The sequence below is a fragment of the Marinobacter antarcticus genome, assembly GCF_900142385.1.
Taxonomy (GTDB): domain Bacteria; phylum Pseudomonadota; class Gammaproteobacteria; order Pseudomonadales; family Oleiphilaceae; genus Marinobacter; species Marinobacter antarcticus.
In genome coordinates, this window is record NZ_FRAQ01000001.1 from 2,416,270 (window position 1) to 2,431,840 (window position 15,571).

General features: G+C 54.1%; 16 protein-coding genes and 1 tRNA gene. 6 read left to right on the plus strand and 11 right to left on the minus strand.

Annotated features, from left to right (window positions below):
• Positions 1 to 28: 28 nt before the first annotated feature.
• Complete coding sequence (locus BUA49_RS11285; RefSeq protein ID WP_072797498.1) at positions 29 to 871, plus strand: putative RNA methyltransferase; 843 nt, start codon at positions 29 to 31, stop codon at positions 869 to 871.
• Positions 872 to 885: 14 nt separating this feature from the next.
• On the opposite strand, the gene BUA49_RS11290 is transcribed toward BUA49_RS11285, so the two are convergent.
• A complete protein-coding gene (locus BUA49_RS11290) occupies positions 886 to 1,365 on the minus strand; it encodes a hypothetical protein (RefSeq protein WP_228704452.1) in 480 nt (159 codons plus the stop codon).
• 12 nt (positions 1,366 to 1,377) lie between these two features.
• Positions 1,378 to 1,719, minus strand: coding sequence for a hypothetical protein (locus tag BUA49_RS11295; RefSeq protein ID WP_072797499.1), 342 nt, complete (start codon positions 1,717 to 1,719; stop codon positions 1,378 to 1,380).
• 207 nt (positions 1,720 to 1,926) lie between these two features.
• Here BUA49_RS11295 and BUA49_RS11300 point away from each other — a divergent pair, with 207 nt between their 5' ends.
• Entirely contained in the window at positions 1,927 to 3,168 is a 1,242-nt protein-coding gene (locus BUA49_RS11300) for a saccharopine dehydrogenase family protein (protein ID WP_072797500.1), read from the plus strand.
• A 9-nt stretch (positions 3,169 to 3,177) separates the two neighbouring features.
• Here the strand turns inward: BUA49_RS11300 and cydC are convergent, their stop codons facing one another.
• From cydC to BUA49_RS11320, 4 genes are read right to left on the minus strand one after another with little or no spacing between them, the layout of a single operon-like run.
• Positions 3,178 to 4,794, minus strand: a complete 1,617-nt coding sequence (gene cydC / locus BUA49_RS11305; RefSeq protein ID WP_072797501.1) for a thiol reductant ABC exporter subunit CydC — start codon at positions 4,792 to 4,794, stop codon at positions 3,178 to 3,180.
• On the minus strand, positions 4,787 to 6,499 hold the full coding sequence (gene cydD, locus BUA49_RS11310; RefSeq protein ID WP_072797502.1) for a thiol reductant ABC exporter subunit CydD: 1,713 nt from the start codon (positions 6,497 to 6,499) through the stop codon (positions 4,787 to 4,789). The genes cydC and cydD overlap by 8 nt, the downstream gene beginning before the upstream one ends.
• Positions 6,500 to 7,501 carry a cytochrome d ubiquinol oxidase subunit II gene (gene cydB / locus BUA49_RS11315; protein ID WP_072797503.1) on the minus strand — a complete coding sequence of 334 codons (1,002 nt, stop codon included), beginning with the start codon at positions 7,499 to 7,501 and terminating at the stop codon, positions 6,500 to 6,502.
• Positions 7,502 to 7,503: 2 nt separating this feature from the next.
• Positions 7,504 to 8,934, minus strand: coding sequence for a cytochrome ubiquinol oxidase subunit I (locus BUA49_RS11320; RefSeq protein ID WP_072797504.1), 1,431 nt, complete (start codon positions 8,932 to 8,934; stop codon positions 7,504 to 7,506).
• Between the two features lie 183 nt (positions 8,935 to 9,117).
• Between BUA49_RS11320 and BUA49_RS11325 the strand changes: the two genes are divergently transcribed.
• The 4 genes from BUA49_RS11325 to BUA49_RS11340 all read left to right on the plus strand — a co-directional run bounded on the left by BUA49_RS11325 (position 9,118) and on the right by BUA49_RS11340 (position 11,743).
• Complete coding sequence (locus BUA49_RS11325) at positions 9,118 to 9,741, plus strand: class I SAM-dependent methyltransferase (RefSeq protein WP_072797505.1); 624 nt, start codon at positions 9,118 to 9,120, stop codon at positions 9,739 to 9,741.
• A gap of 39 nt (positions 9,742 to 9,780) precedes the next feature.
• The gene (locus tag BUA49_RS11330) at positions 9,781 to 10,470 is read left to right on the plus strand and encodes a c-type cytochrome (RefSeq protein WP_072797506.1); all 690 of its coding nucleotides are present in this window, start codon (positions 9,781 to 9,783) and stop codon (positions 10,468 to 10,470) included.
• Positions 10,470 to 11,429, plus strand: a complete 960-nt coding sequence (locus BUA49_RS11335) for a c-type cytochrome (protein ID WP_072797507.1) — start codon at positions 10,470 to 10,472, stop codon at positions 11,427 to 11,429. Before BUA49_RS11330 ends, BUA49_RS11335 begins: the two co-directional genes overlap by 1 nt.
• Positions 11,430 to 11,656: 227 nt before the next feature.
• Positions 11,657 to 11,743 (plus strand) — tRNA-Leu (locus tag BUA49_RS11340).
• Positions 11,744 to 11,884: 141 nt separating this feature from the next.
• Here BUA49_RS11340 and BUA49_RS11345 read toward each other — a convergent pair.
• Genes BUA49_RS11345 through BUA49_RS11365 form a run of 5 tightly spaced genes read right to left on the minus strand, consistent with a single transcriptional unit; the run spans position 11,885 to position 15,214 of the window.
• Complete coding sequence (locus tag BUA49_RS11345; protein WP_072797508.1) at positions 11,885 to 12,307, minus strand: J517_1871 family lipoprotein; 423 nt, start codon at positions 12,305 to 12,307, stop codon at positions 11,885 to 11,887.
• 58 nt (positions 12,308 to 12,365) lie between these two features.
• Positions 12,366 to 12,650: a hypothetical protein gene (locus BUA49_RS11350; RefSeq protein ID WP_072797509.1), complete on the minus strand. Its 285-nt coding sequence runs from the start codon at positions 12,648 to 12,650 to the stop codon at positions 12,366 to 12,368.
• Positions 12,651 to 12,653: 3 nt separating this feature from the next.
• Positions 12,654 to 13,439, minus strand: coding sequence for a hypothetical protein (locus BUA49_RS11355; RefSeq protein WP_072797510.1), 786 nt, complete (start codon positions 13,437 to 13,439; stop codon positions 12,654 to 12,656).
• An 18-nt stretch (positions 13,440 to 13,457) separates the two neighbouring features.
• Positions 13,458 to 14,864, minus strand: coding sequence for a hypothetical protein (locus BUA49_RS11360; protein WP_175547570.1), 1,407 nt, complete (start codon positions 14,862 to 14,864; stop codon positions 13,458 to 13,460).
• Complete coding sequence (locus BUA49_RS11365; RefSeq protein WP_072797511.1) at positions 14,861 to 15,214, minus strand: hypothetical protein; 354 nt, start codon at positions 15,212 to 15,214, stop codon at positions 14,861 to 14,863. The genes BUA49_RS11360 and BUA49_RS11365 overlap by 4 nt, the downstream gene beginning before the upstream one ends.
• Between the last annotated feature and the right edge of the window lie 357 nt (positions 15,215 to 15,571).

The following is a 15,571-nucleotide window of genomic DNA, read 5'->3' on the forward strand; positions in this document are numbered from 1 at the left end:
CCCGCTCTGTCACCAAGGATACATCTCAATGACCATCAGCCCGTTTGATGCTCTTGCTTGCCCGCTCGACGGTTCTGCGTTGCAGGTAAGCGGCAGGAGCTGGCAGTGCGATGCTGGCCATAGTTTCGATATTGCCCGCCAGGGTTATGTTCACCTGCTACCTGTACAGAACAAACGCTCTAAAGATCCGGGCGACAACAAAGAGATGGTTGCGGCGCGTCAGCGTTTCCTGAATGCAGGATTTTATCAGCCGATAGCAATAGCGCTAAGCCGGGCCGTATTCCCTGAAGGTTCCAGCGAATTGTCTATAAGCTGCCTGGATGCTGGATGCGGGGAGGGGTATTACCTGCGCCACCTTGCCCGTAACGCACCGGAAGCCACAAACCTCGCCTTGATTGGGTTGGATATTTCCAAATGGGCCGTGCTATCTGCGGCTAGACAGGATAAGAATCCTGCATGGGTGGTGGGGAGTAATGCCAACCTGCCTGTGCTACCGGAAACGCTGGATCGTATACTGTGTCTGTTCGGCTTTCCCGTGTACCAGGAGTTCGCCCGGGTGCTCAGGCCCGGTGGTGAGATTATTCAGGTGGATGCTGGGCCAGACCACCTGCGGGAGCTTCGCGAAATCATTTATCCGGAGCTGAAAGAGCCTCGGCAAGCTGAGGGAAGCGCGCCCGATGGCTTCTCAAACCTGGATTCATCTCTTGTTCGCTATAACCTGACGCTTCCCGACAAGAACTCGATTGCCGATCTGCTGGCCATGACACCGCATCTCTATCGCGCCAATGCGGAAGGTCTGGCCCGTGCTGCAGAACTTGAATCATTAACTGTTACGGTAGATGCGACAATCCAGCGCATCAAAAAAGACTGACGGGTCGCTTCTTCCTATTGATCTTTTTCTGACGGCTTTTCTTGCGTACCTTTTTCCAATGTGGCCCGTTTTTCGGCCTTACTGATAAACAGAGTGTCAGCCAGGATGTGAATCGCTCTATTGGTGGTGCGCACCGCGTGGTAAACCTGTTTGCTGGTCTGGTCATGAGTTTTACGGGCTTTGCGGGCGTTCTGCCGAAACGCATCGTCTTTTGAAAAGTGATCGACCAGGCTGAACGTTGTATTGGAGATAGCCCGGTGCATTTTTTCGACTGCGCTGGCACCGCCGGATACCGTGTCTTCAAGAAGCTTGGCCCGGTTGCGCACCTCATAAAAATCCATTCTGCTTTTCTGAATAGCACTGCTATTTGCGATGCGCTGTGAGTTCAATACCCGTATCAGAATTCTGGAGCGCTGAAGTTGCCAGAATGTGTAGCACAAGCCACCGGATGCGATCACTAGCAAAAGAAGTGCAAGGGCAAGTTGAATAGTCACAGAGCACTTCTCCTAGCGATATTCAATGTGCATTTCCACGTCGATTCCTCGCTCCACCATCTCTTCTTCCAGCTCTTTCATTACCCCCTGGTAAACCATTTTGCGAACCATCACAGGGAGTTTGTCTGCCAGAACCCGGGCAGACCGGGATTCACGCTTCGCTACAGCAATCGGATCAAGCACCTTCAGCGTAAGCAATAGATCTGGTTCTTTCTCCCGAGATGACATCTCATCGTTCTCCGCAGTCTGGGCCATCATCCGGGCGATGAGTTTACGCTGTTCCATGACTTGCCAGCACAGAAAACCGCTGAAAACGGCGAGAAGCAAACTGAATATCAGGAGGAAGGTAGCCAATTCATATCTCCGGGAATTCGTTTAATCGGTATCAGGCAGTGTGCCTCATACACGGGGTTGTGCGATTGGCCGTGACGACGTCAACATGGCGATCAGTGTGAAGTTAGAACGCAGGTTCAAACCTGTTAAGATCGACTACTACAATACCTCAGCGCTCTTTGACACGCGCCAGAATTTCAATGGATACACCATGAAAAGGGACAGGCAATGACTAAACCAACAGAAACTACCTACGACCTTGTTGTCTTCGGTGCCACCAGCTTCGTTGGCCAGATACTTACGCGCTATCTGTTTGAATCTTACGGAGTGGGCGGTGAAGTCAAGTGGGCTATTGCGGGTCGCTCGGAAACCAAGCTCAATACCATCAAGACGGACCTGGGAACCGGTGCTGGCGAATTGCCGGTTATCCTCGCAGATGCAACAGATGACGTGGCCCTGAAGACTCTGTGTGAACAAACCCGCGTTGTTATCTCCACAGTTGGGCCCTATGCCTTGTTCGGTGAGCCGCTGATAAAAGCCTGCGTGGCTGCCGGCACCGACTACTGCGACCTGACCGGGGAAGTGCAGTGGATTCGCCGTATGGTGGAGCGTTATGAAGACCAGGCGAAAAAATCCGGGGCGCGGATTGTGCACTGCTGTGGTTTTGACTCCATCCCTTCGGATATGGGCGTCTGGTTCCTGCAGCAACAGGCAGAAAAGACGTTTGGCGAGCCCTGCCAGGATGTGCGTATGCGCGTGAAAGTCGCCAAAGGCGGTATTTCAGGCGGCACGGTTGCCTCAATGATTAACGTGGTAAAAGAAGCCGCAGCCGACCCGAAACTGCGTAAGGAACTGGCCAACCCGTTCTCTATTTGCCCGCCGGAGCATCGTTCAAAGGTGCGCCAGCCAAGTTTGAAAGGCGCCGAATTCGATAAGACATTTAACGTATGGCTGGCGCCGTTTGTTATGGGAGCAATCAATACGCGTGTAGTGCACCGCTCCAACGCGATGCAGAACGCCCGTTACGGTAAAGAATTCACCTACGATGAGGCCATGATGACTGGCAGTGGCACCAAAGGCCGTCTGACGGCTTACGGTATTACGGCCGCACTGGCAGGCTTCTTTACCGCATCTGCTATCAAGCCCACGCGCTGGCTGGTTGAAAAGTTTGTACCCCAGCCGGGTGAAGGTCCGGATCCGGAAGCTCAGAAGGCAGGGTTCTATGATCTGCGCTTTGTAGGGCGCACCCAGGACGGCAGAACCATGATCACGAAAGTGACGGGTGATGCCGATCCGGGCTACGGCTCTACCAGCAAAATGCTTGGCGAAGCCGGCATGTGCCTGGCATTCGACATCCCGGCGGATCAGCCGGGTGGTTTCTGGACGCCGGCGTCAGTGCTGGACGGCAAATTGATGGAGCGCCTGACCAGCAAAGCAGGGCTGACGTTCGAGGTGGTTGAAACCCGCTAAAGCGCAGCTTTAACTCCTGAGCTGAACTACACGGTCGGTGCCCGGAAGAGCATCCGGCCCGTGTGCCAGACTAATCACCGTTCTGCCTTCCAGCCAGGCATCAATTTGTCGGGTGATCTTTTCTCTCGTTGCCGTATCAACCCCGGTAAACGGCTCATCCAGTATCAGCAGCGGGGCAGGGCTCAGAAGCACCCGGGCAAGGGCAACACGTCGTGCCTCGCCGCCGGAAAGCCGACTGCCCGAACTTCCCAGCCATGTATCCAACTGATCCGGTTCTGAAATGAACCGTTCAGCCAGATCAACCATCTCCAGAATACGCCAGAGTTCTGCTTCACTTGCATGGGGCGACCCCAGCAGCAGGTTTGCCCGCAAAGTATCTTCAAACAACACCGTTTTCTGAGTGAGATAGGCACATGGAAGGCTTGCACAAGCTCCGTTTGAAGGAATCAGAAGCCCCGAGAAAGCATCCGCAAGCGACGACTTTCCGCTCCCGGAATGCCCGAGAATGCCCACTCGTTCGCCGGTTTTTACATTCAGGTCAAAGTGCGTAATAAGCGGCGCGTGGTCTGGGTACTTTACCGCAATATCCTTCACCATCAGGGCGCTTTCCGCAGGCAAGTTAATGGCCTCTGAAACACCTTGGGAGTCAGCCTCCCGGCAGTCGCGGTTCAGACGTGCAGCAGAGGCCTGTGTGGCCCCCAGCTTGCCGAAGGCGTCGGGCAACATGCTGTAGACTTCTGCAAGCCCGAGCAAAGCGATAGGCAGTAAAACCAGAACCGGCCCGGAAATTATCCCCGAGCGAAACAACTCAAAACCGGCCCACAGCGCAAACGCCGCAGACAGGTTAATCAGCAAATTCGAACCCGCCTGATGCCAGCCAATGCGGGAATCTGCCTTTACCTGCTCAGATGAAGACCGTTGCGCCTGGCGCAGGAGCCATGCACCGTGTTTACCGGTACGACCGGCGGCCGTAAGTTCAGCAAAGCCTTCAAGGTGTTCAATAACCGCAGTTCGCAGAGATTCCTGCTGATCACTCTGGAGGGAGGTAATCTTTACAGTTCGCACATAAGTGGCCATTGTCGCGAGCAAAAAAGCTGCCCCGAGTATCAGGCCGATCCCGGCGGCAATCTGGATATCGAAGAGCACCGCTGTCAGAACAAATACGAGCAGCGAGACGAAAGCCGCCAGGGCGGCCGGAGCGATCAGGCGCAGGTACAGAGTATCAAGTGCGTCAACATCGTTGGTCAGCCGTGAGAGCCACTGAGCGCCCGTCAGCTCGCGCCTCTGGCCTCGTCCAGCAGAGGCGAGTTTGCGAAACAGCGCCACTCGAATATCCGTTAACAGCCTCAGCACGGTATCGTGGTTATACAGACGCTCCACATAACGGGAAACTGTGCGGGATACGGCAAAGAACCGTATGCCGCCACCAGGCACATACAGATTGATGGTGGCCGGTAAACTGGCCGCCAGAAGAATGCCTACCAGCGCTGTTTCAGTGATAAACCAGCCCGAGAGAGCCAGTAGCCCAAGCCCGGAGAGCAGGGTAGCCAGCATCAGCAAGGCACCGACAAAAAGTCTCCCGGGGCGCGCATAGATCAGCTTAAGCCAGGGTTTTAGTTCAGACATCCTTAACCTCCCCGCCAGAAACCAGCAACACTCGATTGGCGAGAGCCAGGAGAGCATGATGATGGGTGGAAAAGATCAGTGTCTTGCCGGCCAGCGCAAGCTTGCGCAGAGCTTCAAGCACAAAGATTTCGCTATCGCTGTCGAGACCGGCAGTCGGCTCATCCAGAAGTATAACGGCGTAATCGGCCACGAAAATTCGGGCCAGGCTGAGGCGGCGGGCCTGGCCACCGGAAAGCCCCTGGCCATCTTCTGAAACCTTGCTGAAAATGCCGTCCTCCCGGCTGTCCAGCAGGGGGCCGAGACCAACGTTCCGCAGCGCGGTTTCGATAGCCACATCGGATACGTCCGGACTGGTAAGCCGGAGGTTGTCCGCCCAGGTGCCGTGAACGAGAAAACCGCTCTGGCCAAGCCAGCCAAAGGCAAAGCTACCCGCCGGCTTACCAAACAGATGAATATCGCCGCTGTCCGGCGTAAGGAAGCCCGCCAGAAGATGTAATAGCGTGGATTTACCACCCCCTGAGGGGCCAGTCAGGGCGATAACATCACCTTTACGGATAGCCAGTGATACACAGTTCAGAACCTCGTGGCCTGAGCGAAAAGCCAGTGACACAGAGTTCAGCCCAATTGTTTCACTGTCCGTGACTGACTCAGTGGTTAAAGGCTCAGTGTCAACATCGTGGTCGGCGCTTCCGGCGGAGCTGGCTGACTCTTGATCACCAAGCCTTGCCAGAATCTCCGCGCCAGCGCCTAGAGCTGCTGCGCGGTCATGATAGTACTGGGAGAGTGTGCGCAACGGCTGAAAAAATTCCGGAGCAAGCAGCAGAATCAAAAGGCCGGAAAAAAGCGTCAAATCTGAAGATGGCCCATAGGAGATATACCCCAGCAGACCAAAGCCGATATAAATGGCGATGACAGCGATGGCCACGGAAGCGAAAAACTCCAAAACCGCCGACGACAAAAATGCGATACGCAGGGTTTTCAGCGTAATCCTGCGGTAATGATCTGACCGCTGCTGGATCAGCTCTGCGGCGCTATCAGTTTGCCCGAAGAGCTGCAGAGTAGTCAGCCCTCGAACCTTATCCAGGAATTGGCCAGACAGCCGGCTGATCGTCTCGAAGTGTTGCTGATTAAGCTTCTCCGCGCCCATGCCCACAAGGGCCATAAACAAGGGGATCAGCGGCGCAGACAGAAGCAGGAAAATGCCTGCGAGCCAGTCGAGATAGAACACTAGCACCAGGATCAGTAGAGGAACCACAAGGGAAAGCATCATCTGGGGGAGAAAGCGGGCAAAGTAACCATGCAGCGCTTCGACGTGGTCAATCCACTCCCGTGCCAGGCTGCCTGCAGAGGTTTGCCCCAGTGCCAGAGGACCGCTGTTGCGCCAGTGCCGGTGAATCTGCCGGCGGGCAGCACGGCGCACCTGTTCACTGCATCTTGCCGCGAGGTGGGTCTGAACGCCCTGAGCAATCGCGCGAAAAACTATAGCAAGTACAAGCCCTGCAAAGAGAGGCGCCAGCACTGAGGCCGGCGCTTGCTCAACAACACCAAGGTGAACAATCCGCGCAAGAAATACCATCTGGATGATGGTAGCTATGCCTGCAAGGATACCGGTCGCAACCGTGCCCTGAATCCAGCGCCGATTGCCGCTGGCAAGCTCCGAGAGCCAACGCCTGACAGCGCCGCTCTCGACCCGCGTTTCAGTCACTTAATGATAACCCTCGCCAGCTCTTACCTTGCCCCGGAAAACCCAGTAGGTCCAGGCCGTGTAAACCAGTACAAAAGGAATCACTATCAGCAAGCCTATCAGCAGGAACATCTGGGAGTTGTAAGCCGAAGCTGCGTCCCACAAGGTATAGTCGGGCGGTATAAGGTAGGGCCAGCGGCTGACAATCAGTCCCAAATAGGTCGTTATAAACAGCCCCATCGTAGCTACAAATGGCATGCCTTCAAACCGGTTTCGGACCGATCGAAAAATCTGAAAGGCACACAACAAGGACAGTACAGGCAGCACCCAGATCACGCTCAGGTTACTGAACCAGCGGTCACGCACCATATCGTCGATGAACGGTGTCCACACGCTGATAATACCGAAGACCACCAGCACTGCTGCCAGCAGAGGCAGCGTGATTTTGTAAGCCCATTCCTGAAGCCGTCCCTCGGTTTTCATGATCAGCCAGGTCGAGCCCAGCAGCGCATAACCCGCTAACAGCCCCAGGCCGGTCAGTACTGTAAAGGGTGTGAGCCAGTCCAGAGCACCGCCTGTGAATACGCCATTTGCAGTTTCGTAGCCCTGAATGTAAGTGCCTACAACTACGCCTTGGGCAAACGCGGCCAAGGTCGAGCCTCCGGCAAAAGCCCAGTTCCACAGATAACGCGAGGTGCGCGCCTTGAAGCGAAACTCAAACGCAATGCCACGGAAAATAAGGCCGGATAGCATCAGGAAAACACCGATGTACAGCGCCGGCAGCAAAATGCTGTAGACCAGCGGAAATGCTCCCAGAAGCCCTGCACCGCCAAGCACTAGCCAGGTTTCGTTGCCATCCCATACCGGCGCTACAGAATTCATCATCGTGTCGCGATCCTGCTCCGATGGGGCGAAGGGGAACAGGATTCCCACGCCCAGATCGAAGCCGTCCATCAACACATACATGATGACGCCAAAACCGATGATAAATGCCCAAATCAGCGTAAGATCAAACATTTCCATAATCAGTGATCTCCCTGCCTGGCTGGATTGGATTTTGAGTATTCGTCCATTTCAAAGGGCACATGGCTGGCAGACAGCGGCCGCATGGGTCGGTCGGATTCGTCGGGCTCATCGTCATAATTATCCTCAAGCCCTACATAGAGCACACGCATCAGGTAGTACAAACCGGCAGAGAACACCAGTGAGTAAACCACCACGTAACCAATCAGTGTGAATAGCGCCATACCGCCAGTCAGCGACGGCGTTACGGCTTCCGCCTGGGTCATCATGCCGTACACAAGCCAGGGCGCGCGACCAATCTCAGTGACAAACCAGCCGGCAAGTACCGCAATGAAAGGCGTAATGCTCATAAAGCGCATGCCCTGAAGGAACCAGCGAGAGTGCCAGTAGCGATCGCCCGCACGCAGAACCAGCCCAATGAATGCGAACAGAATCATCAGTAACCCGAGGCCGACCATAACCCGGAACGACCAGAACACAATGGCCACAGGTGGCTGTTCTTCCACCGAAACCTCTTTAAGACCAGGTACTTCGCCATTCCAGTCGTGAGTCAAAATAAGACTGGCGAGGCCGGGAATGCCGATTTCAAACAGGTTAGTCTGGTTTTCCTGATCCGGAATCGCGAACAGCAGCAGAGGAACGTTCCGGGAGGTTTCCCAGTTACCTTCCATTGCCGATACTTTGGCGGGTTGGTGCTCAAGGGTGTTAATCCCGTGAAAGTCACCGACAACCAGCTGTGCGGGTGCGAGGATCAGCAGCAGCCAAAGGCACATGGAAAGCGCCTTGCGGTTGGCTTCTACTTCACGGCCCTTCAGCAGGTACCATGCACTTACACCAGCGACTACAAAACCTCCGGTAAGGAAGGATGCAATAACCTTATGGGTAAAACGGTATTGGAATGACGGGTTGAAGATCGCCTCAGTCCAGGAAGTTACGTGAAACACGCCGTCTCGCAGCACAGTGCCGGCAGGTGTCTGCATCCAACTGTTGGCGGAGAGAATCCAGAACGCAGAAATAAAGGTACCGGTAGCCACCATGATCGCGGCGAACAGGTGAACACCCGGGGGAACGCGATCTCGCCCGAATAGAAGCACGCCCAGGAAAGCTGCCTCAAGGAAGAAGGCCGTAATAACTTCATAGCTCAACATGGGGCCGAGGAAGTTGGCCGAGGCCTGAGCAAAGTTGCTCCAGTTAGTTCCAAACTGGAACGACATGACAATGCCCGATACAACACCCATCCCAAAGACCACGGCAAACACCTTGGTCCAGAATGAAGACAGCGTAATCCAAACCGGATTCTTCGTTTTGTACGAAAGGCCCTCGAGTACGGCGATATACGAGGCGAGACCGATGGTAAACACCGGAAAAATGGCGTGAAATGACACGACAAACGCGAACTGAATTCGCGATAGGATGAGAGGATCAAGTTCCATAGGAACCCTCCGGTAATATTATCATTACAATAAACGAGCACAGCGCACTCGTTCAGCCGCTGCCTTAGCTTGAATTGTTATATTGTTATTACCGGCAGATAAAGGTCATGCTACTGGATACGGTAGCAAAACCGATAGGGCAGATTGTCGCACCTATCGATTTAAATAATAATGGTGAAAAGCATGAGCTTTTACGAAGAACGAATTCTACCACACCTCATAGATCGCGCCTGTTCCATGGGCCAGGTTATGAAGTTGCGCAGCCAGATTGTGCCGCTCGCCAAAGGCCGCGTGCTGGAAGTGGGGATGGGCTCGGGCATTAACCTGGAATTCTATAACCCGGAAACCGTTGAGATGATCTACGGCCTTGAACCTTCTGAGGGTATGCGGCGCAAAGCGCTACCCAATCTGAAGCGCTCGCCGATACACATAGAATGGCTGGGGCTGCCGGGAGAAAAAATCCCTCTGGATGATAATAGTGTGGACACGATTCTGCTTACCTTTACGCTATGTACCATACCCGATTGGAATGCTGCGCTGCTGCAGATGAAACGGGTACTGAAGCCGGGAGGGGAGCTCCTGTTTCTCGAGCATGGCGAAGCACCCCACGAAAATACCCGCAAGTGGCAACATCGAATTACACCTGGCTGGAAAAAGCTATCCGGTGGTTGCCACCTGAACCGCCATATTGCAGACCTGATCCGCCATGCAGGATTTGAGCTGAAAGAGTTGGAAAACCTCTACATCCCCAACGCCCCGAAAATAGCCGGCTATATTTATAAAGGGATCGCACGGAAATCCAGCTAAGCAATTCAGCGTGTAAATGCCAGAGTCAGGAGTACACCTATGATAAAAACGATGAGAACTGCTTTATTTCTGTTTGCATCTACCGTTGTGTTGAATACGGGTGTGGTAGCTGCAGCCGGAGATAAAGCGCGCGGAGAAACCATTGCAACACAGGGCAATGGTGCGGGCGCTTTGGCTTGTGTTACTTGTCACGGACCGAAAGGGAAGGGTAACAGTGCTGCCGGTTTTCCGGACATCGCGGGCCTTCATGCCGGTTACTTCGGCAAGCAACTTCATGACTACACCAGCGGTGCGCGCAAAAATCCGATCATGCAACCCTTTGCTTCCGCGTTATCCGAAAGCGATATTCAGGCGGTAGCAGCTTACTATCAGAGCCTTGCGTCGCCGGTTTCAGCCGTTCTTCAAAAGACGCCAGACCCTGACAACCAGGGCGAATGGCTGGCAATTCGTGGTGACTGGGGCAACGACATTCCGGCCTGTAACCAGTGCCATGGCCCTAACGGAATGGGCGTAGGCAATTCGTTCCCGGCTCTCTCGGGACAGCATGCCAGTTACCTGAAAGCACAACTGATAGCCTGGCGTACCGGCAGTCGCAATAACGACCCAAACCAGCTGATGAAGGGCATTGCTGAACGCCTGAGCGAACAACAGATCTCAGCGATAACCGAATATTACGCAACACTGCCAGAGCAACTGTCTGTGCAGGCCAAAGCAAAGGAGAGCCGCTAATGAACCTTTGGAAATCATCGCTATCGGTTGTCGCCAGCTCCTTGTCCATTTTGGCTGTGTCTACGCTGGTTAACGCAGCGGCACCTGAAGTGGATTATCAGAAACCGCTGCCAGCGGCACCTGAGGGCCAGGTCACCTTTAAACCGCCCCAAGAGCGGGATATACCCAACAACCAGTATGGTGACATGGTACGCCAAGGGCGCGACCTGTTCGTAAATACGCAGCAGTTGCTTGGCAAGAACGTGTTTAACGGCCAGAACTGCGTCAACTGTCACCTGGACGCCGGCCGATTGGCCAGCTCTGCACCCATGTGGGCAGCTTTTGGTATGTACCCCGCGTACCGGGGTAAAAATGACAAGGTTAATACCCTGAGTGAACGCATCCAGGGTTGTTTTACTTACTCCATGAACGGCATCCCCCCTGAGTCTGGCGATGACACTCTGGTAGCACTGGAAACCTATTTTCACTGGCTGTCAACTGGCGCGCCCATCAACCAGGCCTTGCCTGGCCGAGGCTACGCAAAGCTTGAAAAGCCGGAAGGCGGCTATGATCGGGAGCGCGGAGCCAAGCTTTACACCGCGCAATGCGCTATGTGCCACGGAGATGACGGCAGCGGCCAGCAAGTAGCAGGGCAGGTAGTTTTCCCGCCTCTATGGGGTGATGGAGCTTACAACTGGGGCGCAGGTATGCACCGTGTAAATACCGCTGCCGGCTTTATCAAAGCCAACATGCCACTGGGCAAGCCCAACTCCCTGAGTGATCAGGATGCCTGGGACCTGGCCGCTTTCGTAAACGGCCACGAACGCCCCCAGGACCCTCGCCGCCGCAGTCAGGATTCGCTGGACAGCACCGTCAAAACCTTCCACAACCATGATGGTCTCTATGGCAAGGAAGTAAACGGCAAGCGCCTGGGTGATCACGACAACTACGGAGAAAATCCCGGACTTGTCAGCAAGTAGCCCCCAGACGCCGTCAGCACTGCTAACTGACGGCGTTTTGAATTGCGTTATTACCCAAGCCCTTATACAATTCCTGCCCTCAAAACCTCCCCGAATGCTCCGGTGGTGGAATAGGTAGACACAAGAGACTTAAAATCATTTTAATTCTGGTTAAAGTTAAATAAAATCAGTAGTTTATAAGGTTCAAAAAAACTGGTGCATCACTGGTGCATCAGCTAAAAAGAAACGCTCCGGTGGTGGAATAGGTAGACACTTCAGACTTAAAATCTGATGACCGATAGGTCGTGCCGGTTCGAGTCCGGCCCGGAGCACCATTTTTAAGCCGCTCGCATGGATTTGCCTAGCGGTCGCGCCACCTGCCTAGTGGTGTGACTGTCAGGGAGAGACCGGCGCCCCATTACGGGGTACCAGATCATCCGATCAATGCAGTTAGTCTAGGCATGGTTAAATCTAAGCTAATTAGTTTCTAGCGCGTTAGCACAGTAAACTGACGCATTTTGAAAGTTCGAATCGGCATAAAGCAAAGACTCCTTGCCCACAAAATAAGGGGCATAGACTGTCATTGATTCAGTCGTGTGATCCCTTATTTTCAGCTTTGTGCCGTCCTGAATAAGGATTTCGCCTTGCGAATATTTGATTTTTTGGATGTAGTTAGCAGTACCATACGACGAACAGAAAAGGCCACGACCGTCAGCCATCCATTTTAAACTGACTAAATATGGCCCCATACTTCCAGTCCAAGTACCCACAAGGCTCTCTGGTACACTCTCAGGATCTATAGCAACGAAGTTGTTGTTCATCATGTCCTGCATCGGTGATTGACACCCTGCAAGTCCCACCGATAGAACCACCGCCCCGAATATCCCTAACTTTTTCATGTGAGTCCTTTTCGTTAAGCAATAATTTTATGTCGTCGATGAACATAACGAAATAAAACTACGCTGTCACATCACGGCCTTCACACCACCGAATAAAGCCCTCACTTAGCCAGTCCGGCTCAAGATCCAGAAAGCCACAGCAATGCCGCAACATTGGCCCGCACCTCACCAGGTCATCGAAAGCGGCCTCAAGATGGTAACTGTTACGGTTGATCCCCTGGGCCGCCTGCCCCCGCCAGTGGTGGCGCGCATCAAAAAGCATCAGCTTCAGAGCTTCAGCCCACAGTCGCCTTTCACCCAAACCGGCATCCATGCCGTCGTCAATGGACTCTGCCGCACCCATGAATCAATAGTTCTCAGCCGCTTTTTTTCTCGCCTCTGCCGCCTCAAAAGCCGCCTTTTGGAACTCCCTCCGAAGGTCTCCAGCGGTGATAGCGTCCGACTTTTCCAACAGATCCAGATAAGACTGCCGCGTTCGTTCGGATGCTTTTTGAAGCGATAGTTCTAGCTTGCGAAGGTCGGGGCGGTGCTTGTGCATCGCGCGCGATCTGGTGCTGGCCTGCTGATCTGAATTCATGCCTGAAAGTGTCGGATGCGCTCCGAGAACAGCCGCTAAAACCTGCCCATCGCCGGATTCAATCGCGTTACCCACAATTTCCTGCCGGTCTGCCGGAGCCATTCCACGCAAGACAGCCCGCAACTCAGAGGAATCCTGTTCGCGCCACTTAACCGAATCTCGAAACTCTGTTTCAAGGCTTGCTAGACGGGCTTTTGCCGCATCGTTGGCGCGGTCAAAACGCTTTGCCAACCCGTTCAGAGCTTTATCAAAATCGCCTGCCATACTGCTCAAGTGACTGGCCTGGGTCTGCTCTGGGTTTTGGCGCTCCCGGATCTCGGAATACGATTTGAAGGTTTTGGAGATAGCCTTCTGACTCTCGCTTAAAGCATTCAGCGCCGCATCGTTGGAATGCTCGCCAGCTTCACGCTGCCAAGTTTTCCCGAATTCGCCAGAACTGAGCAGGTCGGTTCCCTCAAGTTTGGGCAACTTCCGGCGCGCATCAGGCCCGGTCTGTTCGTTATCGCGGACGTGAATAGCGCCATCTTTAATCTGAAGGTCTGTTCTGATTGGCATATCAATTACCTCTTTAATTTAGTGAGCAAAAGTTACGGGAATGTTAGGCATAGGCTGATTTATTCCGTTTTTCGCCATCCAGACAGCACCAGCCACAGCATTAGCGCGGTCATCGTGTCCGCCTGGGGGATGGTCTATTGAATCCTTACCTGCGCGGCTTGTCCGGCGCTCAAGGTTGGCTAATTGAACGACGGTTTTATGATCTGGGGTTAGCTCTACGCGGCCTGTTTGGAGCATGGGCAAAAGCTCTAAAAACAGCTCTGAGCGGGTCAGGGGTGACGGTTCCATATTGATTTTATGCTGGCGGTATTCCTGCCGGGGCCATTCAGCCGCGTATCTGTCACCCATTAGGTTAGCGATCCGGTATTCCTTCAGGATTGCGGCATAACGTGCTGTTATTGCAGCGGGGTTGCCGCGCTCTGCAAACACGGCGTCAGTGATTATCAGATCACCCTCACGGTGTGCGATTGCCAGCGTGTACTCATCAGCGCCCCCGCCTGCGACGTCCACAAAACCAACGTATTGCCGGACAACGTGGGGCCGTTGTGGCGGTATCATCAGCGGGTTGCCACGGGTGCAAGCGTCCACCATTTCCCGTGTGATAAATGCTTCAATATCTGAGCGGAATTGCGCCCCATATTCAGCAGCAGCGGCCACGGGGTCGCGCTCATACGCCTGTTCAACGATCCTGAGGGGCAGCGAGGGGTTCATGGTGAGCGTTGGAGCCTGAGCCACCAGAATCGGGCCTTCCTGCCCATGGTAACGGCGGTGAGCATCCCAGAGAGCGCCACGGCGGCTGTATGGACTACTGAGGGCGATCAGCGGGCCATCCAGTGTGGCAAGGCCGGGGCGAACGGCGTTCAGGATCTCATGGTCTGGGTTGGCGCTATCCTCTGCCCGCCAAAAGGCGATCTCATCAGCAAGAACAGCCGCGAACGTATAGCCACGAGTTGCCCTGAATGAAGCCGTGCCTACTTCGATGATAGTACGGTTTGACAGTTCCAGGGTTTCCGCTGATTCCTTAACGATCAACCTTTGCAGCATGGGGTTAGCGTTCATCAGGCCGGTTATATACCGGAACACGGCGCGGGCTTGCTTTCGATCAGCGGCAAGGCAAAGAACCGTTGCAACCTCACCAAGACTTAGCCGGTCTGAGTAGTCCATAAAACAGGCATGAAACACAGCCAGCAGGGCAGCGGCCTGACTCTTTCCGCCTCGCCTCCCAATGACCATATAAAGCTCATCGTGTGCGGCCTCTGGGGCGCTCTCACGGCCTGTTAGTTCCTGCCAGTGGGGTAGCTCATCATCAGACAACGGCAAGCCGTAAAAGCCTGCCAGCAGCGTGCGCCACGCCTTGAAACTATCACCACCGAACTGTTCACCGAATAGCGCGGGGTCTGTCATCAAGTCGCGTATGGTAATCACTTGGCAGACCTCGAATTAATGAAGCTGGCAAGGTCTGGCACGTCCTTAGCCTGGCGGTCTAGTCCCAGCTTGCTGAGTATGCCTTGCAGGCTGTTGGCGGCTTGCGTCCAGCGGCTTACATCGAATTCTTGCCCCTTGGCGAGCGCCTGTTCCTGCTCTGCCAGCCAATACTCAAGCCATAAAGCCCGCTCCACTAGACTCCGCTGGGCATAGCTCAAGCGATCAGCGCCCCCCAGATCATCCGTAAAGGCGCGATACCGCTCCCGCATAATCGTAGCCACTGCTAGGCGACCATCCAGGTTGTCCAGATAGCCGGGGGCGTATTTTTCGGGGATCTGCTTTGCTGCCATAATCCGGCGGTAATCCTTTGGTATATGCTCTGTATGATGCACCTATTGATGCACAGTATATCAACGAGTGAACAAAACTTATATATAACAAGGCTTTGAAATAGACACACTAGAGACATAATATCCCTATTGCGTGGGGAAATAGCGAATTTCAGCAGGGTATGGGGTCAAAAAAGCCGGATTTTCACCCCCCCTTTTTTTGGCGTACAGCGGCTTCGGAACGGTCGAAAGAATAAATGGCTGATTCAATATAACAGCGGGTTATATGGTGCGGTGAGTGGGTATTCTTAGCCGGGCTTCGTCTACTGGGTGAAAGTTGGCGGTGTTATCCGCCAGCCTGAATAAGTTGAATTAGTT

What these genes read in the sequence shown, in the direction of transcription:
- BUA49_RS11325 (WP_072797505.1), top strand. Translation starts at nt 9,118, where the DNA reads ATGAGCTTTTACGAAGAACGAATTCTACCACACCTCATAGATCGCGCC.
- BUA49_RS11300 (WP_072797500.1), top strand. Translation starts at nt 1,927, where the DNA reads ATGACTAAACCAACAGAAACTACCTACGACCTTGTTGTCTTCGGTGCC.
- BUA49_RS11365 (WP_072797511.1), bottom strand. Translation starts at nt 15,214, where the DNA reads ATGGCAGCAAAGCAGATCCCCGAAAAATACGCCCCCGGCTATCTGGAC.
- BUA49_RS11345 (WP_072797508.1), bottom strand. Translation starts at nt 12,307, where the DNA reads ATGAAAAAGTTAGGGATATTCGGGGCGGTGGTTCTATCGGTGGGACTT.
- cydB (WP_072797503.1), bottom strand. Translation starts at nt 7,501, where the DNA reads ATGGAAATGTTTGATCTTACGCTGATTTGGGCATTTATCATCGGTTTT.
- cydC (WP_072797501.1), bottom strand. Translation starts at nt 4,794, where the DNA reads ATGTCTGAACTAAAACCCTGGCTTAAGCTGATCTATGCGCGCCCCGGG.
- BUA49_RS11355 (WP_072797510.1), bottom strand. Translation starts at nt 13,439, where the DNA reads ATGCCAATCAGAACAGACCTTCAGATTAAAGATGGCGCTATTCACGTC.
- BUA49_RS11350 (WP_072797509.1), bottom strand. Translation starts at nt 12,650, where the DNA reads ATGGGTGCGGCAGAGTCCATTGACGACGGCATGGATGCCGGTTTGGGT.
- BUA49_RS11285 (WP_072797498.1), top strand. Translation starts at nt 29, where the DNA reads ATGACCATCAGCCCGTTTGATGCTCTTGCTTGCCCGCTCGACGGTTCT.
- BUA49_RS11320 (WP_072797504.1), bottom strand. Translation starts at nt 8,934, where the DNA reads ATGGAACTTGATCCTCTCATCCTATCGCGAATTCAGTTCGCGTTTGTC.
- BUA49_RS11335 (WP_072797507.1), top strand. Translation starts at nt 10,470, where the DNA reads ATGAACCTTTGGAAATCATCGCTATCGGTTGTCGCCAGCTCCTTGTCC.
- BUA49_RS11330 (WP_072797506.1), top strand. Translation starts at nt 9,781, where the DNA reads ATGATAAAAACGATGAGAACTGCTTTATTTCTGTTTGCATCTACCGTT.